Origin of the sequence: Streptomyces sp. NPDC001902 (assembly GCF_042891295.1) — a bacterium.
Classification (GTDB): Bacteria; Actinomycetota; Actinomycetes; order Streptomycetales; family Streptomycetaceae; genus Actinacidiphila.
Genome location: NZ_JBIATA010000002.1, coordinates 91,363 through 114,957 on the forward strand (window position 1 = coordinate 91,363; position 23,595 = coordinate 114,957).

A 23,595-nucleotide genomic window follows, 5' to 3' on the forward strand; every position below is an offset into this window, starting at 1 on the left:
CTTCCAGATCCATCCCCGGCTCCAGCATCTCCGCCGGATAACCCGTCTTCTCCGCCACCACCTCAAGCAACGCCTCCAACACCGCAGTGTCGGCAACAGCGGGAGCAGGTGCGGGCGCAACGGTCTCCACAGGGGTGACCTCGGGCACGGCCTGGGGCGCGGGCGCGGCCGGCGGGGGTGCGGCGTCGCCGCGGAGGGTGTCGATCAACAGGCGCGTCGCGCGCTCGTGGGCGGTGGTGATGGAGCTGCCGTGCTGCTCGATGAGCCGCAGGGCGGCGTCCGTGTCGGGGTGGCCGCCCGCGCGGACGGTCCGTTCCAGGGACGTGATCGCCTCGCGGACGGTCGCGACGTGGGCTTCCAGGATCTCGGCCTGGAGCCCCAGGCCCTCACGGACGACGTCGCCCAGCGCGTCGGACGGGGCCGCCTCCGGAGCCGCGGCGGGCTCCGCCCTCCGCGGCGCGACGGTGACACCCGGCTCCGACAGGGCCTCCGCGTACGCCTCGCGCCGTGCGTCGGAGACGTAGTTGACGCCGCGCAGCGGGATCGTGAGCCCCTTGCGGACGGGTGCGTCCGGGAGCGGCTCGGCGTGGTCGTCGATGCCGGTGACCGGGAGGCCGAGGACGGCCAGTTCGACGGCGGCCCGCTTCAGCGAGATCTCGCCGTCCTTGCTGGGCCCGCCGTCGACCGCGACGCAGACCACGTCGCCGCGCCCGTCGAGGATGCGGTCGATGAGGTCGGACAGCACGCGTTTGGGCCCGAACTCGACGAAGACGCGGTAGCCGTCGGCGTACATCTCCTCGATGCGGGTCTGGAACGCGACGGGCTGCAGCAGCTGCTCGACGAGCGTGTCGCGGTTGGCGTCCGCGTCCGTGCCGTACGCGGCGCCCGGGGTGTTGGCGTAGACGGGGATGCCCGGCGCGCCGAGGCCGACGCGGTCGACGGCCTCGCGGAAGGCCTCGGCGGCGTGGGCGACGAAGCGGGTGTGGAAGGCGGCGGAGACCGGGAGCCGCTTGGCGGGGATCTTGCGGGCGGCGACATCGGCGACGAGGCGGTCGATCTCGGCGGTGGGGCCGCCGACGACGATCTGGCCGGGAGCGTTGATGTTGCAGATGGCGACACTGCGGTAGGTGGCGACGAGCCCCTGCACCTCACCGAGTTCGGCGCGTATCGCGGCCATGGCGCCCGGGTCGAAGTCGGCGGCGGCCGCGCGCGGCGGGGCCATGGCCAGGCCGCGGGCGCGGGCCAGTTCGGCGAAGCCGTCGTCGTCGAGGGCGCCGGCCGCCCACAGGGCGGTGAGCTCGCCGAAGGAGTGGCCGACGGCCCCGTCGGGGGCGAATCCGAGCTCGCGGAACCAGGCGAACTGCCCGGCCGACAGGGCGCCGATGGCGGGCTGCGCGAAGTCGGTGCGGCGCAGCGCCTCCTCCTGGGCCGCACGCGTGGCGTCGTCGAAGGCGGGCGGCGGGAAGACGACCCGGCCGAGGGTCTGCGGGCCGGTGCTGATGCGGTTGGCCCTGTCGTACGCGGCGAGGACGGGCGGCAGGGCGAGGGCGGCCCGGCGGCCCATGCCGACGTACTGGCTGCCCTGCCCGGCGAAGACGGCGGCCGTCTTCGTCCCGGACGGGAGCCCGGCGCGGCGGTAGGTGATGCCCTTGGGGTGCTGCCAGGAGGACGCCTCGGGCTTGGCGCGCAGCAGCTCCACGGCCGCGGCCCGCAGTTCCTCGAACTGGGCGTCGTCGCGGGCGACGATACCGAGCCGCGCGTCGCCCGTGGGCACCCGGCCGGCCGGGTCGGGGGCGGCGCCCTGCTCCAGGCGGCGGGCGAGCGCCTCGGGGTCGGCGGCGTGCCACAGGCCGGTGCGGGCCACCGGGCCGAGCACCGTGCGGGCCGCGGCGGGGTCGTGCTCCTCCAGCACCATGTGGAAGTTGGTGCCGCCGAAGCCGAAGGAGGAGACCGCGGCGCGCCGCTTGTCGCGTGAGGGGTCCAGGACCCAGGGGCGTGCCTGGGGGCTGACGTAGAAGGGGGTGCGCACGGGGTCGACGGCATCGCTGGGCCGGTCGACGTTGATGGTGGGCGGCAGCACCTTCTGGTGCAGGGAGAGCGCCAGCTTGATGAGGCCCGCCGCGCCCGCGGCGGCCTTGGTGTGCCCGATCTGGGACTTGACGCTGCCGATGGCGGCGTAGCCGAGCTGACCGGAACCGGGCTGCTCCGTGACGAACGACCCGAGGGCGGACAGCTCGGTGTGGTCGCCCACCGCCGTGCCGGTGCCGTGGGCCTCGAAGAGCTCCACGGAGCCGGCGGGCACGGCCGCGTCCTCGTAGGCGCGCCGCAGCGCGAGCTGCTGGCCCTCGGCGCGCGGGGCGTAGATGGACTTGAAGCGGCCGTCGCTGGAGGTGCCGATGCCGCGCAGCACGGCGTAGACCCGGTCGCCGTCGCGCTCGGCGTCGGCGAGCCGCTTGAGGGCGAGCATGCCGATGCCCTCGCCGATCAGCGTGCCGTCGGCGGACTCGTCGAACGGCTTGATGACCTGGCTCTTGGAGAACGCCGGGGTCTTGCTGAAGCACATGTACATGAGGATCGTGTTCTCGGCGTCGCAGCCGCCGGTGATCATCAGGTCGGCGCGGCCCTCGATCAGCTCGCTGACGGCGAGCTTGACGGCGGCCAGCGAGCTGGCGCAGGCGGCGTCGACGGTGCAGTTGGTGCCGCCGAGGTCGAAGCGGTTGGCGATGCGCCCGGCGACGACGTTGCCGAGCATGCCGGGGAAGGAGTTCTCCTCCCACGGGACGTACGCCTTCTTGAAGCGGCGGGCGATCTCCTCGGCGTCGGCCTCGCTCAGTCCGACGCTGCGCACGACCTCCTTCAGCACGGGCGTCTGCAGGCGCGCGGAGAGCGGCTGGGTGAGGGAGTTGGCGCCGGTGACGCCGAGGATGACGCCGGTCCGGCTCGCGTCGTACCAGTCCGCGCCGTCCGTGCCCGCGTCGCGCAGCACGTCGCGCGCGACGGTCAGCGACAGCAGCTGCAGGATGTCAGTGACCTCCAGGGTGTTCGGGGGCAGGCCGAACTCCATGGGGTTGAAGGCGACCTCCGGCAGGAAACCGCCGCGCCGGGCGTAGGTCTTGTCCTCGGCGGCGGGGTCCGGGTCGTAGTGGTCGTCCACGTTCCAGTGGCTCGCGGGGACGTCCTCGATGCAGTCGCGGGCGTCCACGATGTTGTGCCAGAACTCGCGCAGGTCGCGCGACTTGGGGAACAGGCCGGCCAACCCGACGATGGCGATCGGTGTCTCGGCCAGACGTGAGTGATGCACGACGGTCCTCTCGGTCATGGGCGCCGGGTGGCGGGGGCGCGGATCCACGAGTGCTCAGGCGACGGCCGGGTCGGCCAGCAGTCCGGCGAGCACGGCGACGGCGGTGGGTTCCCCGAGCATCGTGTAGTGGTCGCCGGGGACGCCCAGCTGCCGCACGGGGCGGGTGCTGAGCCGGCTCCAGCCGAGGTCACCGCGGTCCGGGAGCAGGGAGCGCTCCGGCTTGACGAGGGTGACCGTGCGGTCGAGCGGAGCGGGTTCGTACGGTGCGGTGCAGCGGTTGTTGCGCAGCAGCCCACCGTGGTACGCGGCGTAGAGCTTGCGCAGCCCGGCCAGTTCGGTGCCGGGGGGCAGTACGCCCTGGGCGGTGGCCGCGGCAAGCAGCGCGGGCAGGCCCTCGTCGGTGTCGGCGACCGGCGGGACGCGCAGGACGACCGGGCGGCCGCGCTTGGCGCCGAGGTACATGGCGAACCAGTCGAGGAGCATCGCGGGGTTGAGCAGTTCGTCGGCGCGCTTGAAGGCGGGGACGGGGGCGATGCTGTCGAGGAGGACGAGTTCCTCCAGCCGGGTGCCCTGTCCCGCGGCGTCGAGCCGGGCGGCGATCTCGAACCCGACGACGCCGCCGAAGGACCAGCCGACCAGGGAGAACGCCGCGTCCGCGGGCGCGGAGGCGGTGAGTTCGGACAGGCAGCGCTCCGCCAGGCCGGCGATGGAGACCGTGTCCGCGGCCGCGTCCGGGTCGAGGGCGGCGGCGAAGAACTCCGGGATGGTGCCGAGGTCGAGCAGCCACAGCGCGGTGTCCGCGGGCAGCCGGTCGGCGAGCGGCTGCCACGCCGTGGGCGCCAGTGCACCCGGGTGGACGGCGTAAAGGCGGCGGGCCGCCCCGCCGGCCGGTTCGCGCAGCGGCGTGAGGACCGGGCGGGGGGCGGTACGGTCAGGCCGCTGCGACATGGCGGGCGTTCTCCTCGGCGATGTGCTCCGACAGCGCGGCGATGGTGGGGTGGTACCAGAGCGCGGTCGCCTCCAGCTCGAAGCCGAGCCACTTCTCCAGCTCGCCGGCGAGGATCAGCGCCTCGGTGGAGTCGAGGTCGAACTCGTCGAAGTAGCGGTCGACGTCGATCTGGGCCGGCTCGACCTCCAGCCGGACCGCGAGCTTCTCGACCAGCCAGGCCTGCGCTTCCTCGGCGGTGACACGCTGCATGGGGATTCCCTCACTTCACTTCTTGATGTCGCGGGCGATGGACTCGGCGGCCTTGAGCCCGGAGACGTACCCGGCCTCGTGGGAGCCGATCAGGTCGTGGCCGATCCTGGGCGAGTGGAAGTACGAGCCGGCGAGCTTGATCCGGCCGGTGTCGTTGACGGCGTAGATGGTGCGCTGCATGGAGCGCACGTCCAGGTCGATCACCGGGTGGGTGAACGGCAGCTCGCGGATGACCAGTTCGTCGCGGGGGACGACCGGGCAGTCGAGGGTGACGAAGTAGTCCTCGCGGGCGGTGAAGCCCTGCAGGGAGTTCATGTAGTACGCGACCCAGGTGCGGGTGCGGCCGTCGACGGTCTTCAGGCCGTAGTTCCAGCTCTGCCAGCGGGCGCGCTCCGGCGGCATGCCCGACGGGTCGGTGTGCAGGACGGCCCGGGTGGAGCTGTAACGGACCTTGCCGAGGATGTCGGCCTGCAGCGCGGTCGGCCGCTCCAGCATCGCCAGGGTCTGGTCGGCGTGCGAGGCGAGCACCGCGTAGTCGTAGCGCTCCTCGCCGTCGGCGGTGCCGATGACGACGCCGCCGTCCGGGCCCGCCTCCTCCCGGACCCTGGTGACCGGGCTGCCGGTGCGGACCGTGCCGTTGACCGCGGCGACGACCCGGCGGACGTACTCGACGCTGCCGCCGGAGACGGTCTTCCACGCCACCGAGCGGCCGCCGAGGCCGCCCGGGTCGTGCGACATGAAGAAGGCGATGACGGTGGTGGCCGGCATCTCCCAGATCAGCTCGGCCGGCACCGACCAGACGGCGGTGGCGAGCAGCACCACGTAGCCGTACTTGAAGGCGTCGGAGTAGCCGCCCCGGTCCAGGTACTCGCCGAGGGCCATGTCGGTGCGCTTGCGCAGGAAGTCGCGGGGGGCCTCGCGGTGGAAGCGCTCGGCGTCCCGCCACAGGGGCAGGAAGTCGGCCGGGTAGCGCCGCGCGATCTCCTCCTCGGTGAGCTCGAACTCGGCGGTGCCGTAGTCGAGTCCGCGGTCGAGGTCGAAGAAGTCGAAGCCGCCGGTGTGGTCCAGGGCCGTGGCGCCGATCTCCTGGAAGAAGGCGCTCAGCTGCGGGTACGTCCGGGAGTTGAAGACCACGAAGGCGGTGTCGATCCCGATGGTGCGGCCGTCCTCCTCCACCTCGACGGTCAGGGCGTGGCCGCCGGGCCGGTCCTCCTTCTCGTAGACGGTGACTTCGACGTCGTCGGGCAGGTGGTACGCGGCGGACAGGCCGGATATGCCGGCCCCGACGACAGCGACACGGGTGGTCATGACAGGCAGCCCCTCGGCTCGAGCAGTTCTCAGGAACCGGTCGCGTTGGGCGACGGCGGCTGGAGCGCAGAGGGCTGGGACCTCTGAAGGCGTGAAGTCGTCCGTGTCCCGCGCGGATCGGCGCGGCGGGCGGCGCACTGGGAACGTAGGGCGGCCCGGGCCGGAGGGTCAAACACCGCATCATCGACGGTTTCCGGCCCATCGGGGCCGCCGATGCGCCCCGTCCCGGGTGTCCGGATCGGTGCCCGGGGGGCACCGGGGGCGCGAACAGGCCAACTGCCGCGCGGACCGGCCTATCGGCCTCCCGGAGGTGTCCGGAAGGCCCGCGGGAGGGACTCATGTGGGTGGCGGGGGTTCCCGCCGTGACGGCGCGCACCGGCCGCGCACCCGTACCGAAGAGGAGAGAGCTGCCATGCCCACCATTCCCTGGATGCCCGGGGCCGCCGCCAAGGAGTCCGCCGGCTCCGGTGAGGCCGTGGTCATGGCCTCCAAGCTCCAAGTGAAGTCGCTGCTGAGCGTGCCCCGTTTCTTCCTGCTGTCGCTGGTGGTGTGGAAGCAGGTGCGGTCGGCGCCCGGCGTGGTCGGTGCCTCGCTGCGGGCGGAGCCGCTGAAGAGGACCTTCTGGACGCTGTCGGCGTGGCGGGACCAGGAGGCGCTGGACACCTTCGCCCGCACCGACCCGCACGCGCGGATCGTGGCGCGGCTGCGGAAGGTGATGGACCGCTCGGTGTTCGTCTTCTACCCCACCGCCCGCGACGCCCTGCCCGTCGCCTGGGACGACGCCACCCGGCGCCTGGCGGAGAAGGAGCGCGCCCAGTGAGCACCGTGACGGGCGCCGCGTCCGCGCAGGCGCCGCAGAAGCCGGTGATCCCGCGCGGCCGGCTGGTGCTGCTCGCCGCCTGCCTCGGGCTGTTCATGTCGTTCATCGAGGTGACGGCGGCGATCTCCACGCTGCGCGCCTTGCAGGTCGACATGCAGGTCGCCCCCGCCGACCTGAGCTGGGTGTCCAGCACCTACACCCTGGTGGTGGCCGCGTGCGTGCTGTCGGGCGGCGCGCTCGGCGAACGCTACGGGCGGCGGCGGGTGTTCCTGACCGGCGTGGTCGCGCTGGCGGCCGGCTCGCTGGTCGTGGCCACCGCTGGCAGCTTCCCGCAGGTGCTGGTGGGGCGGGCGGTCAGCGGTGTCGGCGGGGCGCTGGTGCTGCCCACCTCGCTGGCGATCATCACCACCACCTTCTTCGTCGACCTGCCGCGCATGCTGCGCTCCATCACGGTGTGGGTGTCGGTGTCCGGACTCGGCCTGGCCCTCGGGCCGCTGCTCGGCGGCGCCCTGCTCGACCGCTTCGACTGGCCCGCGGTCTACCTGGTCAACACCCCGCTGGCGGTGGTCACGGTGGCCGTCACGCTGTACGCGGTGCGCGAGTCGAAGGTGCCCGACCGGCCGCTGGACCTGCCCGGCCAGGGCCTGTCCGTGCTGGGCCTGGGCACGCTGGTGTACGGGATCGCGGTCGGCGGCCGCGCCGGGTACGACGACCCGGTGGTGGTGGCGGCGCTGGCGGTGGGCGTCGTGTCGCTGGTGGCGCTGGTGCTGGTGGAGCGCCGTACGGACGTGCCGATGCTGGACGTGCGCATGATGGGCTCGGTGCGGGTGTCGGCGGCGCTGGTGGTGGCCGCGGCGGCGCTGTTCGCGTTCGTCGGCGTCATCTTCCTGCAGGTGCTGTTCCTGCAGCGGGTGCAGGCCGTGGCGCCGATGGCCACGGGCGTGCGGCTGCTGCCCGCGATGGTCTTCTTCGTGCTGTCCACCCTGGTCGCCCAGCGGATCGCCGGGCGGGTCGGCGCGGCCCGGCTGCTGGCGGCCGGTTCGCTGGTGACGGCCGCCGCCGCCGTGGTGCTGGTGCGGCAGCAGCCGGACAGCGCGTACGCGATCACGGCGGTGGGCCTGGCCCTGGTCGGTCTGGGCAGCGGGCTGGTCGTCGCGCCGTCGACGGCGGCCGCCTTCGCGGTGGTGCAGCCCGCGCAGATGGGTGCCGCGTCGAACGCCGTGACCGCGTTCCGGCAGATCGGTTCGGTGCTGGCGACCTCGGTGCTCGGTGCCGTCCTGGCGGTCCGTTTCATCGGTGCGCTCCCGGAGCGGCTGACGGCCGCCCATGTGCCGCCGCCGGTCGCCGACGCGGTCGTGGCGGTGGCGCGCAGCGGCGGAAGCGGCAGCGGCCGCTCCGCACCCGCGGTGACGGACGCGATCGGCGCGTCCTTCACGGTCGGCATCCACACCGGCCTGTGGGTCGTCGCCGGGGTGTCCTTCGCGGCGGCCGTGCTGGCCGCGGTGTTCCTGGCCCGCAAGCCGGCCGCGGCGTAGCGCGGACCCGGGCCCGCTGACGGCACACGGCGCGGTGGGGGCGGCGCCCCCACCGCGCCACCGGTCAGCGGCGGAAGCGCCGCACCGCCGCGACGAGCACCGCGCCGGCCACGAGGGCGACGCTCGCGACGCCGCCCACGCTGGTGAGGACCTCGTCCCGGGGGCCGGTGTCGGCGAGTGCGGGACCGCCTTCGGAACCGGACGCGGTGCTGTCGGCGGCCTCGCGGATCATGCGCACGACGGCGTCGGGGTGGGAGAGCATCGCGACGTGCGAGGAGTCGACCTCGACGGTGTGCGAGCCCGCGCGCTTGGCCTCGAAGCGTTCGAGGGCCGGGTTGATGGCGTGGTCGGCGGAGGCGACCAGCGCCCACGAGGGGATGGTCCGCCACGCCGCGCCGGGCGCCTTGTCGGTGAACGCCCGCAGGGCGATGGGCCGTTGCTCGGCGGACATCAGCCGGGTCGCCGCCACGGGCAGGTCCGCGGCGAAGACCTTGCGGAAGACGGAGTCGCGGATGTAGATGTCCGTGCCGCTGCCCGACCCGTCCCGGTACGGCACGGGACGCTGCGCCGAGGCGAGGTCGCTCGGTGCGAACTTGGCCGAGAGCGCGCCCAGGGTCTCCCCCGCGTCCGGCATGAACGCCGAGACGTAGACCAGTGCCTTGACGTTCGGGTTGCCCGCCGCGGCACCGCTGATCACCGCGCCGCCGTAGGAGTGGCCCGCGAGCACGATCGGGCCGTCGATGCTCTTCAGCACACTGGCCACGTAGGTGGAGTCGCCGACCAGGCCCCGTAGCGGGTTGGCGGGGGCGACGACCTTGTAGCCGGCGTTCTCGAGGCGCTCGACGACCGGGCTCCAGCTCGACGCGTCGGCGAAGGCGCCGTGCACCAGCACCACGGTCGGCCGGGCACCGCGGCCCGCGGCGGCGCCGTCGGCGACCGACGAGGCGAGGGCGGGGGCGGCGGCGAGCGCCGTCGAGGCGAGGGCCGCGACGAGCGCTCCCGCGCGGGCTATGTGGCGTCGGTGCAGCGGAGCGGGGGAGGACGGCCCAGCCATGCTGTTCTCTCTTCCGGCCGGAGGGGCTGCTGTCGCCTCCCAGCCTTGGCCCGCCGCGGCCGTCCCGCTCGTTCCCGGGGGACGGACGAGTGACGGCGGGTCGTCCCTCCTTCGCGTGCGCTCCGCGGACGTGAAACACCGGCGTCATCGAACACGGATATGATCCGCCTCACACAAGATCCCGGACGGCCGGAAAAGGTGCGCTCCCGCATGCCTTCCTGCCGCGCCGCATGCATGAGGGGAGCGTCCGATAGCCCTCCGAATATGGCTCAGCAGCGCGGGGGTGGCCACCACCCAGGTGATGCGGATGCTGCGCGGCAACCCCGACTCCGTGGACGTCCGCGTCTACGGGAGCAATGTCGATCCCTCGGCACCCGCCCTGGCCGCCTGCGACGTGGCCGAGGTGGAGCCCCGCCACGTCGGCGACGACGCGTACGCCGAATTCGCCCTCGACTTCTGCCGCAGGCACGGCATCGACGTCCTCGTCCCGCCGCGCCGGCTGACCGCGCTCGCCGGGCGGGCCGGCGACTTCGCCGCCGCGGGGACCCGGCTGATGTGCTCGCCACCGGCCTCGGTCAAGGTGCTGACCAGCAAGAGCCGCACGTACCAGGAGGCGCTCGCCGCCGGCATCCCCGTGCCGCCGTGGCGGGTGGTCCGGGACGCCGACGGCCTGCGGGACGCGGTGGACGAGCTCGCCGCGACCGGCGAGACCGTCTGCATCAAGCCCGCCGGCGAGTACTCGGCCTTCGGCTTCCGCATCCTGGAAGACCGGCCGATGGACATCCGTGACCTGCTCGCCCCCGCCAGGCCGATGGCCTCGGTCGAGGCGGTCGCCCAGGCGATGAAGCGGGCCGCCGACGAGGGCGAGCACGTGCCCAGCATGATCGTCATGCCGTACCTGGAGGGCCCCGAGGTCAGCGTCGACTGCCTGTCCGCCCCCGGCGGGGAGCTGCTCGCCGCGATCCCCAGGGCCAAGGAGGGCCGCTACCGGCTCCTGCTGGACGACCCCGCCATCACGGAGATCGCCCGTCGCCTCGTCAGGCACTTCGGCCTCGCCTACCTCTCCAATGTGCAGCTGCGCCACCGCAAGGGCGAGCCCGTGCTCCTGGAGGCGAACCCGCGCCCCTCCGCCGGGATCTTCCAGACCGCCTTCACCGGCGTGAACCTGCCCTGGGCCGCCGTCCGCCTGCTCACCCAGGGCGACGCCGGGCTCCGCGCCGCCCCCCGCCTCGGCGGCCGCGTCGCCGTGACGGAAGCGGTCACCGAGGTCCCGGACGTCCCTCGCCTCCCGGACGTCCCGGACGTCCCGGAGGTCAACGTGGCGTGAGCCGGGGCCGGGGGGCACGCTGGAGGGAGGAAGGCAGGTGGCAGCTCATGAGCAGACTCGAAGAGCAGATCGACCTGAACGTGCCGACCGAGGTGGCGTGGCAGCACCTGCACCGCCTGGAGGAGTACCCGCAGTTCGTCGCGGGTGTCCGGGAGGCCGGCGCCACCGGGGACGGCAAGGCCCGGCTCGGCGTGTCGGGGACCGGTGGCGGCTTGCTCGACGCGGAGTTCTCCGACCGCACCAAGGCCCGGAGCGACACCCGGGAGATGACCTGGCGCACCAGCGGCGGTGCCGAGATCACCGGGACGTGCTCGGTCCTCCCGATCGACGAGCAGCACAGCCGCGTCCAGGTGCGCATGGAGTACGACCCCGCCGAGATCCGCGACGCCTTCGGCGGCCCCAAGGGCTTCGCCCAGGTCAGCGCGATCGAGCGCACGGTCCGTGACGACCTCGAACGCTTCAAGGACCTCGTCGAGCGCGAGCACTAGCCGGCACTGCGCGCGGTCCGTGCGGCCCGCCACGCACGGACCGCGACGGGCCGCAGGCGTGTGGCGCTAGAGGCGGACCCCGTGCCGCCGCAGGTAGGCGACCGGGTCGACGTCGGAGCCGTAGCCCTCGCCGGTGCGCACCTCGAAGTGCAGGTGCGGGCCGGTGGTGTTGCCCGTGGAGCCCGAGCGGCCGACCTGGCGGCCCGCGGCCACGGTCTGGCCTGTCCGTACGGTCAGCGAGGACAGGTGGCCGTACTGGGTGTACATGCCGTCGTGGTGCCGGATCACGACCTGGTAGCCGTAGGCGCCGCCCCAGCCGGCCTCGACGACCGTGCCCGCGGCGACCGCCTTGACGGAGGTGCCGGTGGGCACGGCGAAGTCCTGGCCGGTGTGGTAACCGCTGGCCCAGTGGGATCCGCTGCGGTGGTACGGGGTGCCGAGCGCTCCGCCGACCGGTGCGACGAAGGTCCGCGCGGCGGAGGCGGGCGCGGCGTGCCGCTCGGCGGGCTTGGCGGTCTTCGCGGGCTTGGCGGTCTTCGCGGGCTTGGCCGGCTTGCCGGACTTGGCGGGCTTGGACGCCTTGGCCGGCTTGGGGTCCTTCGCGGGCTCCGCTCCCGGCACGGACAGTTCCTGTCCGGGGAGGATGAGGTCGGGGTCGGCTCCGACGACCCGGCGGTTCACGGCGTAGAGCCGCTGCCAGCCGCCGTGGACGTCCTGCTCGTCGGCGATCCCGGAGAGCGTGTCCCCGCTGACGACCGTGTAGGAGTCGTCCCGCGCCGCGGGGGCACGGTCCGTCCCGGGCTTCTCCTTGCGTTCGGTCTTCTTCGCCGGGGCCGCCGCACGTCGCGGCGGGTCCTGCGCCTGCGGTCCGCCCCGGGTGAGCCCGGCGCGCTGCGAGCAGACGGGCCACGCCCCGGGACCCTGCCCGTCCAGGACCCGCTCGGCTATCGCGATCTGCTCGGACCTGGTCGCCAGGTCGGCCCGGTCGGCGAACTTCCCACCGCCGTAGGCCTTCCACGTCGACTGGGCGAACTGCAGCCCGCCGTAGTAGCCGTTGCCGGTGTTGATGTGCCAGCGGCCGCTGCTCTCGCACTGGGCGACCTTGTCCCACGTGCCGGTCGTGGCCGCGCCCGCGCCCGTGGCCGCCACCAGCGGCAGTGCGAGTCCCGCTCCGGAGGCGGCGGTGACGGCGACCGACACCGGCGAGAGCCGGCTCGGCGGCTGGGGTCTGCGGTGGCGACCGCGCACGGGCCGTACGGGCATGGGGGGACCACCTCTCGGCTCCGGACACACGGCCGTACAAGTACGACAGAGGGATCTTGTCGCCGCAAGGGTGCTTTTGAGACTCTGTCGTCCCAAATCGTGCGGCCCGGAACCGGGTTGGCGCGGTGGCGCCCCGTCAGGACGTGCGGGGCGGCAGCGGGAGCGGCAGGCCCGGCAGCCCGTCGAGGCTGACCGCGACGTACGGCTTGCCCACGCAGTAGTCGCTGAAGGACTCCTCGGTCTCGCGGGAGAAGCGCTGGGTGTGCAGGGGCCGTTCCTCCCGGAAGTCCATGGAGGGGACGGCGAATCCGCAGCTGTCGCTGATGCGTTCGGCGCTGACGAGGATGACGGCGCGCAGGTCGGTGCGCGCCCGGATGTCGTCGGAGAAGTGCGGGAGCAGGTCGTCCCAGCGCGGGTCGTCGCGGAAGACGGGCTCGCCGCGCCCGTGCACCCGCACGATGGTCGGGGGCCCGGTGAAGGCGCACCACATCAGGGTGATGCGCCCGTTCTCCCGCAGGTGGGCGATGGTCTCGGCGCCGCTGCCGCCGAGGTCGGCGTAGGCGAAGGTGTGGTCGTCGAGGAGGGCGAAGGAACCGTCGAGGCCCTTGGGCGACACGTTGACGTGCCCGTCGCCGGACAGGGGCGCGGTGGCGGTGAAGAAGACCTTCTGCTCCTCGATGAACGCGCGCAGGCGCCCGTCGATGCGTTCGTACGTCTTTCCCATGCCTGTGATTCTGCGGCGGCGGCCCGGCTTCCGTCGCACCTTTTCGGCCGTGGACGGGTCAGCGCCGCCGGGGACGGCGGGGGCCGTCGTCCGCTCCGTCCCGGACGACGATGCCCAGCGCGGCGGCCAGCGCCGGGGCCAGGTCGAGCAACTGGGCGCTGCCGATGACGGCGCCGCGCAACGAGTCGTGCCCGTCGGCGAGGTCGAGGCGGGTGGCGCCGCGCAGGTCGGTGGCGTCGAGCTCGGCACGGCCGAGCCGCAGGCGTTCCAGGGCCGTGCCGGGGAAGGAGACGTCCTTCAGGCGGGCGCCGCCGAGGTCGACGTCGCGCAGCACGCAGTCCTCGAAGACGACCTCGTGCAGCCGGGCCGAGCGCAGGTTGACGGAGTCGAACTTGCAGCGCCGGAAGACCACCCGCCGCAGCACCGCGCCGAAGGCCTCGACACCGGCGAGCACGCAGGAGTCGGCGGTCGCGTCCATCCAGTTCGTCTCGGCCGCCGAGGTGCCGACGAAGCGGTCGCCCTGCAGCCAGACCTCATTGAAGCGCGCCCGGCGCAGGCTGCCGCCCTCGAAGACGGTGTCGGTGACCGCGCACTCCAGGAAGACGGCGCCGCCGGCGTCCTGTTCGCCGAAGGTGAGGCCGTCGAAGTGCACGGTGTCGTACCGCTCCTCGACGCCCAGCCCGGGCTCGTCGAACGGCTCCAGTGCCTGCGCGTACGGCAGCTCGGACAGGGACTGCGGCGCCTTGAAGGTCATGGCGGCCACGCTAGTGGCCCCCTGTGACAACGCCACCTCCCACGAATATGAACGATTTATCCGGGATGTCTTGCTACGTTGCGTCCCATGACCGCCCCCGCCCCCGGGACCTCGCCACCGGCCCTCGCCGTGCCCGCCGTCCGGCTGCCCCGGCGCCGTGGCGTCGAGCTGGCGCTGCTGGTCGGCGCGGTGCTGATCCCGGTGTACGGCTACTGCGCCGTGGGCCTCGCGCACGACGGCGCCGTACCGCAGGGGGCGGCCGGCTACGGCGCGGCGCTCGGCGGGCTGGCGCTGGTGGCCCATCTGGCGGTGCGCCTGCGCGCCCCGTACGCGGACCCGCTGCTGCTGCCGATCGGGGTGCTGCTCAACGGACTCGGCCTGGTCCTGATCTACCGCCTCGACCTGGAGACCCCCGACGCCGCCGCCCCGGCGCAGCTGGTCTGGTCCGGGCTGGGCGTCGCCCTGTTCATCGCGGTCGTCCTGCTGCTGCGCGACTACCGCGCCCTGGCCGGGTACGCGTACCTGGGCGTCGTGGCGGCCCTCGTGCTGATGATCGTGCCGAGCCTCTTCCCCGCCGTGAACGGCGCCAGGATCTGGATCCGGGTCGCGGGCTTCTCCTTCCAGCCCGGCGAGTTCGCGAAGGTGCTGCTGGCGGTCTTCTTCGCGGCGTACCTCGCGGACAACCGCGCCGCGCTCGCGTACGCCGGCCGGCAGGTCCGGCGGTTCCGCCGGCTGCAACTGCCGACCGGCCGGGTGCTGGGCCCGGTGCTGGCGGTCTGGACGATCAGCCTCGGCGTGCTGGTGGTGGAACGCGACCTGGGGACCTCGCTGTTGTTCTTCGGTCTCTTCGTGATCCTGCTCTACGTCGCCTCCGGCCGCACCGGCTGGATCGCGATCGGGCTGCTGCTGTCGGCGGCGGGTGCCTTCCTCGTCGGCTCGCTCGAACCGCACGTGCACTCCCGGGTAGCGGACTGGCTGCACCCCTTCGCCAGCATCGAGGCCGGGCAGGGGCCGGGGCAGCTGGCGCAGTCGCTGTTCGCGTTCTCCGCCGGAGGGCTGCTCGGCACGGGCCTGGGCGAGGGGCACTCGATCCTGATCGGCTTCGCGGCCAAGTCCGACTTCATCCTGGCCACGGCGGGCGAGGAGCTGGGACTGACGGGGCTGACCGCGCTGTTCCTGCTGTACGGACTGCTGGTGGCCCGGGGCTACCGGACGGGGCTGGCGGTCCGCGAGCCGTTCGGCAGACTGCTGGCCGTGGGGCTGGCCTCGATCGTCGCGCTGCAGGTCTTCGTGATCGCGGGCGGGGTGACGGACCTGATCCCGCTGACCGGGATGGCGATGCCGTTCCTGGCGCAGGGCGGTTCGTCGGTCGTCACCAACTGGGTGATCGTCGCGCTGCTGATCCTGCTCAGCGACACCGCCCGCCGCCCGCCGCCCGGCCCGGACACCGGGCGGACCGCCTGCCGGGCCACCAGCGGCGGGCCGGCCGCGGCGTGACCCCGTACGCCCGCCGGTCCGCGGCACTGTGCCTGCTGCTCCTCGTCGCCCTGCTGGTGAACGCCATCCGGGTCCAGGTGGTGCGGGCCCCCGCGTACGACGCCAACCCCGCCAACCGGCGGGTGCCGATCGACCGTTACGCACAGCCGCGCGGCGACATCCTCGTCGGCAGCCGGCCCGTGACCGGCTCCCGGTCCACCGGCGCCCAGCTGGACTGGGTCCGCACCTACGCCGACGGCCCGCTCTACGCGCCCGTGACCGGCTTCTCCTCCCAGACGTACGGCACGGCCCTGCTGGAGGCCGCCGCGGACGACGTCCTGTCCGGCTCCGCCCCCGGGCTGTCGGCGCTCCCGCTGTGGAACGCGATCAGCAGGGCGCCGCAGCGCCCGGGCGACGTCCGCACCACCATCGACCCGGCCGCCCAGCAGGCCGCGTACAAGGCGCTGGGCGGCAAGAAGGGCGCGGTCGCCGCCCTCGATCCGGCGACCGGCCGGATCCTGGCGCTGGTCAGCACGCCCTCCTACGACCCTGCGACGATCGCCGGCACCGGCCCGGAGGCGCTCGGCGCCTGGCACCGGCTCGTCACCGCCGAGGACCAGCCGATGCTCAACCGGGCGCTGCGCCAGACGTACCCCCCGGGTTCGACCTTCAAGACGGTGACGGCGGTCGCGGCGCTCGCCTCCGGGGTGGTCACCGACGTCGGGAAGCCCACCGACTCCCCGGACCCCTATCGCCTGCCGGGCACGACGACGACGCTGGGCAACGAGTCGGCGTCGGCGGGCTGTGAGGACGCGCCGCTGCTCCACGCGTACGTCGTCTCCTGCAACACCGTCTTCGGCAAGCTCGGCGACGACGTGGGGCTGCGGGCTATGCGCGAGACGGCCGAGGCCTTCGGCTTCAACGACCCCTCCATCGGGGTCCCGTCGCACCCCGCGGTCAGCGTCTTCGACCGCCGCATGGACCGGGCGCAGCTGGCGCTGTCGTCCATCGGGCAGTACGACACCCGGGCCACCCCGCTGCAGATGGCGATGGTCGCTGCGGCCGTGGCCAACGACGGCACGCTGATGTACCCGCACCTGGTGGACCGGACCACCGACGGCGCCGGCCTCCCGCTGGAGATCACCGGTGAACGGGCCTACCGGCAGGTGATGGACGCGACCGTGGCCTTCGTGATGCAGGACATGATGGTCGCCGTGGTGCGGCACGGCACGGGCCGCAACGCCGCCCTGCCCGGCGCGGTGGTGGGCGGCAAGACGGGCACGGCGCAGCACGGTGAGGACAACCGCGGGAACCCGTTCGCCTGGTTCATCTCCTGGGCGAAGGAGGGCCGGGGGGCCCCGGCGAAGGTCGCCGTCGCCGTCGTCGTGGAGGACGCCGCCGCGGACCGCGCCGACATCAGCGGCGGCGGCAAGGCGGCCCCGGTCGCCCGCGCCGTGATGCGCGCGGTGCTGGGACGCTGATCCCGTGCCCGGCCGCGGTCAGTCCTGGGCGCCCAGCGCGATCGCCTGCTCGACCTCGGCGGCCCGCTCGGTCTCCTCCTGGGCGAAGCGCTCGGCGTCGAGCTTCTCGGCGATCTCCTCGTCCTGCGCCATCAGCAGGTCGAGGTTGGAGTCGCCCATCTCCAGGACGCCCATGTCGACGTAGGCGCGCTGCAGCCGCTCGCCCCACAGCCCGATGTCCTTCACGCACGGCACGATGCGGCTGAACAGCAGCTTGCGGAAGAGCTGCAGGTACTCCGAGCGCTCACTCAGCTCCTCGGCCTCCTGCCGCGGGATGCCGAAGTCCTCCAGCACCTCGGCGCCGCGCAGCCGGTCGCGCATGAGGTAGCAGCCCTCGATGACGAACTCCTCGCGCTCGCGCAGTTCGGCGTCGGACAGCTGCTTGTAGTGGTCGCGCAGCGCCATCCGCCCGAAGGCGACGTGCCGGGCCTCGTCCTGCATGACGTAGGCAAGGATCTGCTTGGGCAGCGGCTTGTCGGTGGTGTCGCGCAGCATGCCGAAGGCGGCCAGCGCCAGCCCCTCGATGAGCACCTGCATCCCCAGGTACGGCATGTCCCAGCGGGAGTCGCGCAGGGTGTCGCCGAGCAGGGCCTGCAGCGAGTCGTTGATCGGGTAGACCATGCCGACCTTCTCGCGCAGGAAGCGGGAGTAGATCTCGGCGTGCCGGGCCTCGTCCATGGTCTGGGTCGCGGAGTAGAACTTGGCGTCGAGGTCGGGCACCGACTCCACGATGCGGGCGGCGCAGACCATGGCGCCCTGTTCCCCGTGGAGGAACTGGCTGAACTGCCAGGAGGCGTAGGCACGGCGCATGTCGCGCTTGTTCCGCTCGGACATCTTGTCCCAGTAGGGGGTGCCGTAGACGGTCATGTTCTGGTCCGGCACGCCGAGCGGGTCGTACGGGTCGACCTCGATGTCCCAGTCGATGCGGGTGACCGCGTCCCACTGCTTGTCCTTGCCCTTCTGGTAGAGGGCGAGCAGCCGGTCGCGCCCGTCGTCGTACTCCCAGGAGAAGCGGGCGGCTCCGGAAGCCGGGATCTCCCACAAGTTGTCCTGCGACGGCATTGGCGTCTCCTCGACTCTTGACGGGCTTGCTGACACACAGTCTCATAAGAGCATGACCGCTGGCACCCCTCTTGCAACGCGTGAAAAAGTGGCGGAGCGGCTGCTCGACGCCTCCGCGAAGCACTCCTTCGACCCCGACACCGAGCTGGACTGGGACGCCCCGTTCGAGGACGGCACGTGGTTCTGGCCGCCCGAGCTGTGCTCCCTGTACGACACCCCGCTGTGGAAACACATGTCGCAGGAACAGCGGATCGAGCTGAGCCGGCACGAGGCGGCGTCGCTGGCCTCGATCGGCATCTGGTTCGAGATCATCCTCATGCAGCTGCTGCTGCGGCACTCCTACGACCTGGACCCCACCAGCGGGCACGTCCGCTACGCGCTCACCGAGATCGCCGACGAGTGCCGCCACTCGAAGATGTTCGCGCGGCTGGTGACCCGGCTCGGCACACCCGTCTACAAGCCCTCGCGCACGGACCACAACCTCGGGCGGGTGCTGAAGACCGTCTCCACCACACCCGGTTCCTTCACGGGCACCCTGCTCGCCGAGGAGATCCTCGACTGGATGCAGCGGCTGACCTTCCCGGACGAGCGCGTGCAGCCGCTGACCCGTGGCGTCACCCGCATCCACGTGGTCGAGGAGGCCCGGCACATCCGCTACGCCCGTGAGGAGCTGCGCCGCCAGATGAGCTCGGCTCCGCGCTGGGAGATCGCCTTCACCCGGATCTCCTCCGCCGAGGCCGCACGGGTGATCGCCCGGTCGCTGATCAGCCCCCAGGTGTACGCCTCGGTCGGGCTCGACCCCCGGCACGCCGCCGAGCTGGCCCGCACCAGCCCGCACCGCCGCGACGTGATGCGGCAGGCGGCGCGGAAGCTGATGGACTTCCTGGAGGAGATCGGCATGTTCGAGGGTCCGGGCGTACGGCGCATGTGGCGCAGCTCGGGACTTCTCGGGTAGCACGGCGCGCGGGCGGATACGCTGACGTTCATGAACGGCAGTTCGACGCCGGCGCCCGCCGCCGCCCCCGCCTACCGCCGGCTGAGCGTCGAGCAGCGCCGTACCCAGTTGCTCGCCGCCGCCGTGGACCTGTTCGGGCACCGCAGGCCCGAGGACGTCTCGGTCGACGACGTGGCCGCGGCCGCCGGGGTCTCGCGTCCCCTGGTCTACCGCTACTTCCCCGGCGGGAAGCAGCAGCTGTACGAGGCCGCCATGCGCAACGCCGCCGAGGAACTGCGGACCTGTTTCGTTGAGCCCGCGGAGGGCGAGATGACCCAGCGCCTGTCCAACGCGCTGGACCGCTACCTCTCCTACGTGGACGAGCACGACGCGGCGTACTCCGCCCTGCTGCGCGGCGGCAGCGTCGCGGAGACCAGCCGGACCGACGCCATCGTGGACGGTGTCCGGCGCGGCGCGGCCGAGCAGATCCTGATGCACCTGGGCGCGCCGCACCCCGGACCGCGGCTGGCGATGATGGTGCGCTCCTGGATCGCCAGCGTCGAGGCCGTCTCGCTGACCTGGCTGGACGAGGGCAAGCAGCCCCCCGCCCAGGAGCTGCGGCGGTGGCTGGTGGACCACTTCATCGCGCTGCTGCTGGTCAGCTCCACCACCGACCAGGAGACCGCCGAGGTCGCACTGGCCGCCCTGGAGCGGGAGAGCGCGGGCAGCCCCGCCGGGGACCTGGCCCGCCGGGTGACCCCGCTGGCCCAGGCAGTCGCACATCTGCTCCCACCTGCCGTTTCCTGAACGTGGCCCCCTCCCCAGGGCCTACCCTGACCCCGTGAGGCATGAGGACACGGAATTCGTCGGCGGGCCGCTGGACGGCCGGGTGCTGGGGGTGCTGACCGGCATCACCGGCCAGCCCCCGAAGGTGTACGAGGTACCGGTGCCGCAGGAGGACGGCGCACCCCCCGTCGTGCACGTCTATCATCGCGAGCCCAGTCCCGGCCCGCGCGCGCAGCGCCGTACGCGCTGGGTCTTCGTCTACGACCCGGAGGGGAACCGGCCGGAGAAGCCGCGCTGGCCCTGGTCGAAACCGCGGACGTGAGCCGCCGGGGCGGTCGCGCGGGCGGACCGCCGCCGGACGGGTGATCCGGGTGACCGGCCACGGGGATGGTCCGGACCATTGACAGGATTGGTCCAGACCTGTTTGCTGCGAGTTGTCATGCGCACTTCTTCTCGCCCCCGAAGGAGCGGCCCCCATGAGACACCTCGTCGCCGCGACGGCGACCCTCGCCTGCACCGCCGTCCTCGGCGGGCTGGTCGCCCTCGCCCCCACGGCGCACGCCGGTGAGTTCCTGGTCAACGGAGGCTTCGAGTCGGGCAACCTGTCCGGCTGGAGCTGCGACTCCGGCACCACCCAGGTGGTGACCGGGCAGGCGAAGAGCGGCAGTCGCGCCCTCGCCGGCACCCCGAGCGGCACCGGGACCGCGCAGTGCAAGCAGACGGTGGGCGTCGCCCCGAACACGGCGTACACCTTCTCGGCGCAGGTCAAGGGGAGTTACGTCTACATCGGCGTGGACGGCGGCACCAGCACCTGGACCCCGGGCACCGGCGGTGCCTACCAGCAGCTGAACGTCAGCTTCACCACCGGCCCGACCCAGACCAGCGCGACGGTCTACGTCCACGGCTGGTACGCGCAGCCCACGTACTACGCCGACGACCTGTCGCTGACCGGGCCCGGCGGCCCGACGCCCAGCCCGACCCCCACCGACCCGACGCCGACCCCCACGCCCACTCCCACTCCCACGCCGACCCCCACGCCGACCGATCCGACGCCGTCCTCCCACGCCCTCGTGGGCTACCTGCACTCCAGCTTCGCCAACGGCTCCGGCTACGTCCGCATGGCAGACGTCCCCGCCAGCTGGGACTACATCGACCTCGCCTTCGGTGAGCCCACCTCCACCACCTCCGGCGACATCCGCTTCAACCGCTGCCCGGTCGCCGAGTGCCCGAACGTGGAGTCCGACGCGGAGTTCAAGGCCGCGATCAAGGCCAAGCAGGCGCAGGGCAAGAAGGTGCTGATCTCCATCGGCGGCCAGAACGGCCAGGTCCAGCTCACCACCACCGGCGCCCGCGACGCCTTCGTCAGCTCCGTCGGCAAGATCATCGACACCTGGGGACTGGACGGCCTCGACATCGACTTCGAGGGCCACTCGCTCTCCCTCAACGCCGGTGACACCGACTTCAGGAACCCGACGACCCCGGTCGTGGTCAACCTGATCTCCGCGCTGAAGACCCTCAAGGCCAGGTACGGCGGCGCCTTCGTGCTGACCATGGCCCCCGAGACCTTCTTCGTCCAGCTCGGGTACCAATTCTACGGCCCCGGCCCGAACGGCGCCCAGGACCCGCGGGCCGGCGCGTACCTGCCGGTGATCCACGCCCTGCGCGGCGATCTGACGCTCCTTCACGTCCAGGACTACAACTCCGGGCCGATCATGGGACTGGACAACCAGTACCACCAGATGGGCGGCGCCGACTTCCACATCGCCATGACCGACATGCTGCTCACCGGCTTCCCGGTCGCGGGCAACACCTCCCGGGTGTTCCCGCCGCTCTCCCCGTCGCAGGTGGCCGTCGGTCTGCCCGCCAGCAGCAACGCGGGCAACGGCTGGACCACCCCGGCCGAGGTGAACAAGGCGCTCGACTGCCTTACCCGGAAGGTCAACTGCGGCGGCTACGCCACCCACGGCACCTGGCCCGCGCTGCGCGGCCTGATGACCTGGTCCGTGAACTGGGACAAGTACAGCAACTGGGAATTCCAGCGGAACTTCGACACCTATTTCGGATGACGCCGGACGAACGGGTGGCTCCGCGACCGGCGGAGCCGCCCGTTCCGGCCCGTCCCTCTGTCGTAGCCGACCCGATCATGTAAGGATCTACCCGCAGGTATCGGTGGAACAGGCGGAGGTGACGGGATGTCAGCAGCACACCGGCCCAAGGAGTGGGTGCGCAGGGCACTCGTCTGCGGGACGCTGCTGGCCGCCGCGGCGCTCGGGATCCCCGCCCAGGCCTACGCCGCTCCCGACGATCCGGCGCCGGACGACCGGACGCTCGTCGTGCTGCTGGAGCAGCTGCAGGACCTCTACCACAAGGCCGAGCAGGCCACCGAGACCTACGACCAGGCCAAGGCCGAGCTCGAGGAGAACCAGAGCAAGGCCGACCGCCTCGACCACCAGCTCGCCGAGGAGCGCACCGCGCTCAGTGACGCCCGCGCCCTGGCCGGGCAGCTGGCGCGGGAACAGTACAAGTCCGGTGGCGTCTCCCCGTACCTCAACCTGCTGCTCAGCAACGACCCGCAGGACGCCTTCACCCAGGGGCACATGCTCGACCGCGCCGCCGGCAGCCAGGCCGAGCTCGTCGCCCAGCTGGAGAACGGCGAGAAGCGGATCGCCGCGCTCAACCGGGCCCAGCAGCACGCGCTGGACGGCTCGGAGCAGCTGGAGGAGAAGCAGCGCGAGGCCAAGGAGGACATCGAGCGGCAGCTGGCCGACGTCGAACGGATCCTCGCCGGACTGACCGGCGCCCAGATCGAGGACCTCCAGCAGCTGGAGCAGCAGGGCATCGACCAGGCGCAGGCGGCCTTCCTGCGGTCCGGCCGGCTCGGCAGCACGGCTCTCGCGCCGTCGAAAGCCGGCAACCGGGCGCTGAGCTTCGCCTACGCCCAGATCGGCAAGCCCTACGTCTGGGGTGCCGAGGGCCCGAAGGCGTACGACTGCTCGGGCCTGACCTCACAGGCCTGGGAGCACGCGGGCACCACCATCCCGCGCACCAGCCAGGAGCAGTGGAAGCAGCTGCCGCACGTCCCGCTGAACCTGCTGCGCCCCGGCGACCTGGTGGTCTACTTCCCCGGCGCCACCCACGTGGCGATGTACATCGGCAACGGCATGGTCATCCAGGCCCCTCGCCCGGGTGGCTTCGTCAAGATCTCCCCGATCGCCGCCAACCCGGTCCTCGGTGCCGTCCGGCCGGACTCCGACGACCCGTCGATGAAGCACTACGTCTCCCCCGTCGCCCCCAAGTCGGCCCACGACCCGACCCCGCTCGGCGGCGCCTCGAACTCCTGAGGCCGCGGTGTGACCAGGACCTCAGCGGCATCGGACAGACCTGTCTGTTAGTTTTGCCGTGAGGGGCCCGCCGGGCCCCGGCGAGGACCACGGTGAGCACCATGCCCACGACGGCGAAGCGCCCCCCGGCGCGCGAGCGCATACTGACCACGGCCGAGGCGCTGTTCGCCGCGCACGGCCTGCGCGGGGTGGGGATCGACCGGATCATCGCCGAGTCGGACGTGGCCAAGTCCACGCTCTACGTCCACTTCCCCTCCAAGGACGAACTGGCCGCCGCGTACCTGCGCAGGGTCGACGACTCCTGGCGGGGCAGGCTGCGCGCCGCCGCGCTGGCGGCCGGGGACGATCCCCGCGAGCAGCTGGTGGGCCTGTTCGACGCCGTCTCGGCCTCGTACGAGCGCCACGGCTTCCACGGCTGCCCCTTCATCAACGCCGCCGCGGAGAGCGAGCCGGGCAGCCTGCCGCACGAGGTGACCTTGACGCACAAGCGGGCCGTGCGGGCATGGGTGCGCGGGCTGGCCGAGGCGGCCGGCGCCGCGGACCCCGACGAGCTGGCACTGCAGCTGACCCTGCTCGTCGACGGCACCCTGGCCGCGGGCAAGCTCGAACAGGACCCGGCGATGCCGGCCGCAGCCAAGGCCGCGGCGCGGGCCGCGGTCGAGCGGGCCTGCCCGCCCACCGTCTGATCCCGGCCCCGCCCTCGT

21 protein-coding genes are annotated in these 23,595 nt (G+C 72.8%); 12 read left to right on the top strand and 9 right to left on the bottom strand.

What is annotated here, in order from left to right:
• From ACFYYN_RS03650 to ACFYYN_RS03665, 4 genes are all read right to left on the bottom strand, one after another.
• The coding region (locus ACFYYN_RS03650; RefSeq protein WP_500544544.1) for a beta-ketoacyl synthase N-terminal-like domain-containing protein at positions 1-3,319 on the bottom strand (3,319 nt) is incomplete at its 3' end.
• Between the two features lie 36 nt (positions 3,320-3,355).
• Positions 3,356-4,249 carry a thioesterase domain-containing protein gene (locus ACFYYN_RS03655; RefSeq protein WP_500544545.1) on the bottom strand — a complete coding sequence of 298 codons (894 nt, stop codon included), beginning with the start codon at positions 4,247-4,249 and terminating at the stop codon, positions 3,356-3,358.
• Positions 4,233-4,499, bottom strand: coding sequence for an acyl carrier protein (locus tag ACFYYN_RS03660; protein ID WP_499513958.1), 267 nt, complete (start codon positions 4,497-4,499; stop codon positions 4,233-4,235). Before ACFYYN_RS03660 ends, ACFYYN_RS03655 begins: the two co-directional genes overlap by 17 nt.
• Before the next feature lie 15 nt (positions 4,500-4,514).
• Positions 4,515-5,807 (bottom strand): NAD(P)/FAD-dependent oxidoreductase, encoded by a 1,293-nt coding sequence (locus ACFYYN_RS03665; protein WP_500325494.1) that lies wholly within the window; start codon positions 5,805-5,807, stop codon positions 4,515-4,517.
• 412 nt (positions 5,808-6,219) lie between these two features.
• Between ACFYYN_RS03665 and ACFYYN_RS03670 the strand changes: the two genes are divergently transcribed.
• Together ACFYYN_RS03670 and ACFYYN_RS03675 are read left to right on the top strand one after the other, a co-directional pair.
• Entirely contained in the window at positions 6,220-6,627 is a 408-nt protein-coding gene (locus tag ACFYYN_RS03670; protein ID WP_500544546.1) for a DUF3291 domain-containing protein, read from the top strand.
• A complete protein-coding gene (locus tag ACFYYN_RS03675; RefSeq protein WP_500544547.1) occupies positions 6,624-8,162 on the top strand; it encodes an MFS transporter in 1,539 nt (512 codons plus the stop codon). The genes ACFYYN_RS03670 and ACFYYN_RS03675 overlap by 4 nt, the downstream gene beginning before the upstream one ends.
• 64 nt (positions 8,163-8,226) lie before the next feature.
• Here the strand turns inward: ACFYYN_RS03675 and ACFYYN_RS03680 are convergent, their stop codons facing one another.
• Positions 8,227-9,216 (bottom strand): alpha/beta fold hydrolase, encoded by a 990-nt coding sequence (locus ACFYYN_RS03680; protein WP_500325500.1) that lies wholly within the window; start codon positions 9,214-9,216, stop codon positions 8,227-8,229.
• A gap of 283 nt (positions 9,217-9,499) precedes the next feature.
• On the opposite strand from ACFYYN_RS03680, the gene ACFYYN_RS03685 reads away from it, so the two are divergent.
• The gene (locus tag ACFYYN_RS03685) at positions 9,500-10,543 is read left to right on the top strand and encodes an ATP-grasp domain-containing protein (protein ID WP_500544548.1); all 1,044 of its coding nucleotides are present in this window, start codon (positions 9,500-9,502) and stop codon (positions 10,541-10,543) included.
• Between the two features lie 47 nt (positions 10,544-10,590).
• A complete protein-coding gene (locus ACFYYN_RS03690) occupies positions 10,591-11,031 on the top strand; it encodes an SRPBCC family protein (protein WP_499513952.1) in 441 nt (146 codons plus the stop codon).
• 66 nt (positions 11,032-11,097) lie between these two features.
• Here the strand turns inward: ACFYYN_RS03690 and ACFYYN_RS03695 are convergent, their stop codons facing one another.
• From ACFYYN_RS03695 to ACFYYN_RS03705, 3 genes are all read right to left on the bottom strand, one after another.
• Entirely contained in the window at positions 11,098-12,294 is a 1,197-nt protein-coding gene (locus tag ACFYYN_RS03695; protein WP_500544549.1) for a transglycosylase family protein, read from the bottom strand.
• A gap of 136 nt (positions 12,295-12,430) precedes the next feature.
• On the bottom strand, positions 12,431-13,018 hold the full coding sequence (locus ACFYYN_RS03700; RefSeq protein WP_500544550.1) for a pyridoxamine 5'-phosphate oxidase family protein: 588 nt from the start codon (positions 13,016-13,018) through the stop codon (positions 12,431-12,433).
• A 58-nt stretch (positions 13,019-13,076) separates the two neighbouring features.
• A complete protein-coding gene (locus tag ACFYYN_RS03705; protein WP_500325508.1) occupies positions 13,077-13,772 on the bottom strand; it encodes a pentapeptide repeat-containing protein in 696 nt (231 codons plus the stop codon).
• Between the two features lie 87 nt (positions 13,773-13,859).
• On the opposite strand from ACFYYN_RS03705, the gene ACFYYN_RS03710 reads away from it, so the two are divergent.
• Entirely contained in the window at positions 13,860-15,269 is a 1,410-nt protein-coding gene (locus ACFYYN_RS03710; protein WP_500544551.1) for an FtsW/RodA/SpoVE family cell cycle protein, read from the top strand.
• A complete protein-coding gene (locus tag ACFYYN_RS03715) occupies positions 15,266-16,729 on the top strand; it encodes a penicillin-binding transpeptidase domain-containing protein (protein WP_500544552.1) in 1,464 nt (487 codons plus the stop codon). The genes ACFYYN_RS03710 and ACFYYN_RS03715 overlap by 4 nt, the downstream gene beginning before the upstream one ends.
• A gap of 18 nt (positions 16,730-16,747) precedes the next feature.
• On the opposite strand, the gene ACFYYN_RS03720 is transcribed toward ACFYYN_RS03715, so the two are convergent.
• Positions 16,748-17,830, bottom strand: coding sequence for a ferritin-like domain-containing protein (locus ACFYYN_RS03720; RefSeq protein ID WP_499513946.1), 1,083 nt, complete (start codon positions 17,828-17,830; stop codon positions 16,748-16,750).
• 52 nt (positions 17,831-17,882) lie between these two features.
• Between ACFYYN_RS03720 and ACFYYN_RS03725 the strand changes: the two genes are divergently transcribed.
• The 6 genes from ACFYYN_RS03725 to ACFYYN_RS03750 all read left to right on the top strand — a co-directional run bounded on the left by ACFYYN_RS03725 (position 17,883) and on the right by ACFYYN_RS03750 (position 23,577).
• The gene (locus ACFYYN_RS03725; protein ID WP_500325516.1) at positions 17,883-18,785 is read left to right on the top strand and encodes an AurF N-oxygenase family protein; all 903 of its coding nucleotides are present in this window, start codon (positions 17,883-17,885) and stop codon (positions 18,783-18,785) included.
• A 30-nt stretch (positions 18,786-18,815) separates the two neighbouring features.
• Positions 18,816-19,571: a TetR/AcrR family transcriptional regulator gene (locus ACFYYN_RS03730; protein WP_499513944.1), complete on the top strand. Its 756-nt coding sequence runs from the start codon at positions 18,816-18,818 to the stop codon at positions 19,569-19,571.
• A 34-nt stretch (positions 19,572-19,605) separates the two neighbouring features.
• Positions 19,606-19,872, top strand: a complete 267-nt coding sequence (locus ACFYYN_RS03735; protein WP_499513943.1) for a DUF8847 domain-containing protein — start codon at positions 19,606-19,608, stop codon at positions 19,870-19,872.
• A gap of 154 nt (positions 19,873-20,026) precedes the next feature.
• Complete coding sequence (locus ACFYYN_RS03740) at positions 20,027-21,616, top strand: chitinase (RefSeq protein WP_500544553.1); 1,590 nt, start codon at positions 20,027-20,029, stop codon at positions 21,614-21,616.
• A gap of 126 nt (positions 21,617-21,742) precedes the next feature.
• Positions 21,743-22,891, top strand: coding sequence for a C40 family peptidase (locus ACFYYN_RS03745; protein WP_500325522.1), 1,149 nt, complete (start codon positions 21,743-21,745; stop codon positions 22,889-22,891).
• Between the two features lie 101 nt (positions 22,892-22,992).
• Positions 22,993-23,577 carry a TetR/AcrR family transcriptional regulator gene (locus ACFYYN_RS03750; protein ID WP_500544555.1) on the top strand — a complete coding sequence of 195 codons (585 nt, stop codon included), beginning with the start codon at positions 22,993-22,995 and terminating at the stop codon, positions 23,575-23,577.
• Positions 23,578-23,595: the final 18 nt, after the last annotated feature.

Bases quoted from the DNA above. Each gene is read 5' to 3' on its own strand.
- ACFYYN_RS03740 (WP_500544553.1), top strand. From the start codon at position 20,027: ATGAGACACCTCGTCGCCGCGACGGCGACCCTCGCCTGCACCGCCGTC.
- ACFYYN_RS03710 (WP_500544551.1), top strand. From the start codon at position 13,860: ATGACCGCCCCCGCCCCCGGGACCTCGCCACCGGCCCTCGCCGTGCCC.
- ACFYYN_RS03665 (WP_500325494.1), bottom strand. From the start codon at position 5,807: ATGACCACCCGTGTCGCTGTCGTCGGGGCCGGCATATCCGGCCTGTCC.
- ACFYYN_RS03670 (WP_500544546.1), top strand. From the start codon at position 6,220: ATGCCCACCATTCCCTGGATGCCCGGGGCCGCCGCCAAGGAGTCCGCC.
- ACFYYN_RS03655 (WP_500544545.1), bottom strand. From the start codon at position 4,249: ATGTCGCAGCGGCCTGACCGTACCGCCCCCCGCCCGGTCCTCACGCCG.
- ACFYYN_RS03730 (WP_499513944.1), top strand. From the start codon at position 18,816: ATGAACGGCAGTTCGACGCCGGCGCCCGCCGCCGCCCCCGCCTACCGC.
- ACFYYN_RS03705 (WP_500325508.1), bottom strand. From the start codon at position 13,772: ATGACCTTCAAGGCGCCGCAGTCCCTGTCCGAGCTGCCGTACGCGCAG.
- ACFYYN_RS03690 (WP_499513952.1), top strand. From the start codon at position 10,591: ATGAGCAGACTCGAAGAGCAGATCGACCTGAACGTGCCGACCGAGGTG.
- ACFYYN_RS03750 (WP_500544555.1), top strand. From the start codon at position 22,993: ATGCCCACGACGGCGAAGCGCCCCCCGGCGCGCGAGCGCATACTGACC.
- ACFYYN_RS03725 (WP_500325516.1), top strand. From the start codon at position 17,883: ATGACCGCTGGCACCCCTCTTGCAACGCGTGAAAAAGTGGCGGAGCGG.
- ACFYYN_RS03700 (WP_500544550.1), bottom strand. From the start codon at position 13,018: ATGGGAAAGACGTACGAACGCATCGACGGGCGCCTGCGCGCGTTCATC.
- ACFYYN_RS03660 (WP_499513958.1), bottom strand. From the start codon at position 4,499: ATGCAGCGTGTCACCGCCGAGGAAGCGCAGGCCTGGCTGGTCGAGAAG.
- ACFYYN_RS03720 (WP_499513946.1), bottom strand. From the start codon at position 17,830: ATGCCGTCGCAGGACAACTTGTGGGAGATCCCGGCTTCCGGAGCCGCC.
- ACFYYN_RS03695 (WP_500544549.1), bottom strand. From the start codon at position 12,294: ATGCCCGTACGGCCCGTGCGCGGTCGCCACCGCAGACCCCAGCCGCCG.
- ACFYYN_RS03745 (WP_500325522.1), top strand. From the start codon at position 21,743: ATGTCAGCAGCACACCGGCCCAAGGAGTGGGTGCGCAGGGCACTCGTC.
- ACFYYN_RS03680 (WP_500325500.1), bottom strand. From the start codon at position 9,216: ATGGCTGGGCCGTCCTCCCCCGCTCCGCTGCACCGACGCCACATAGCC.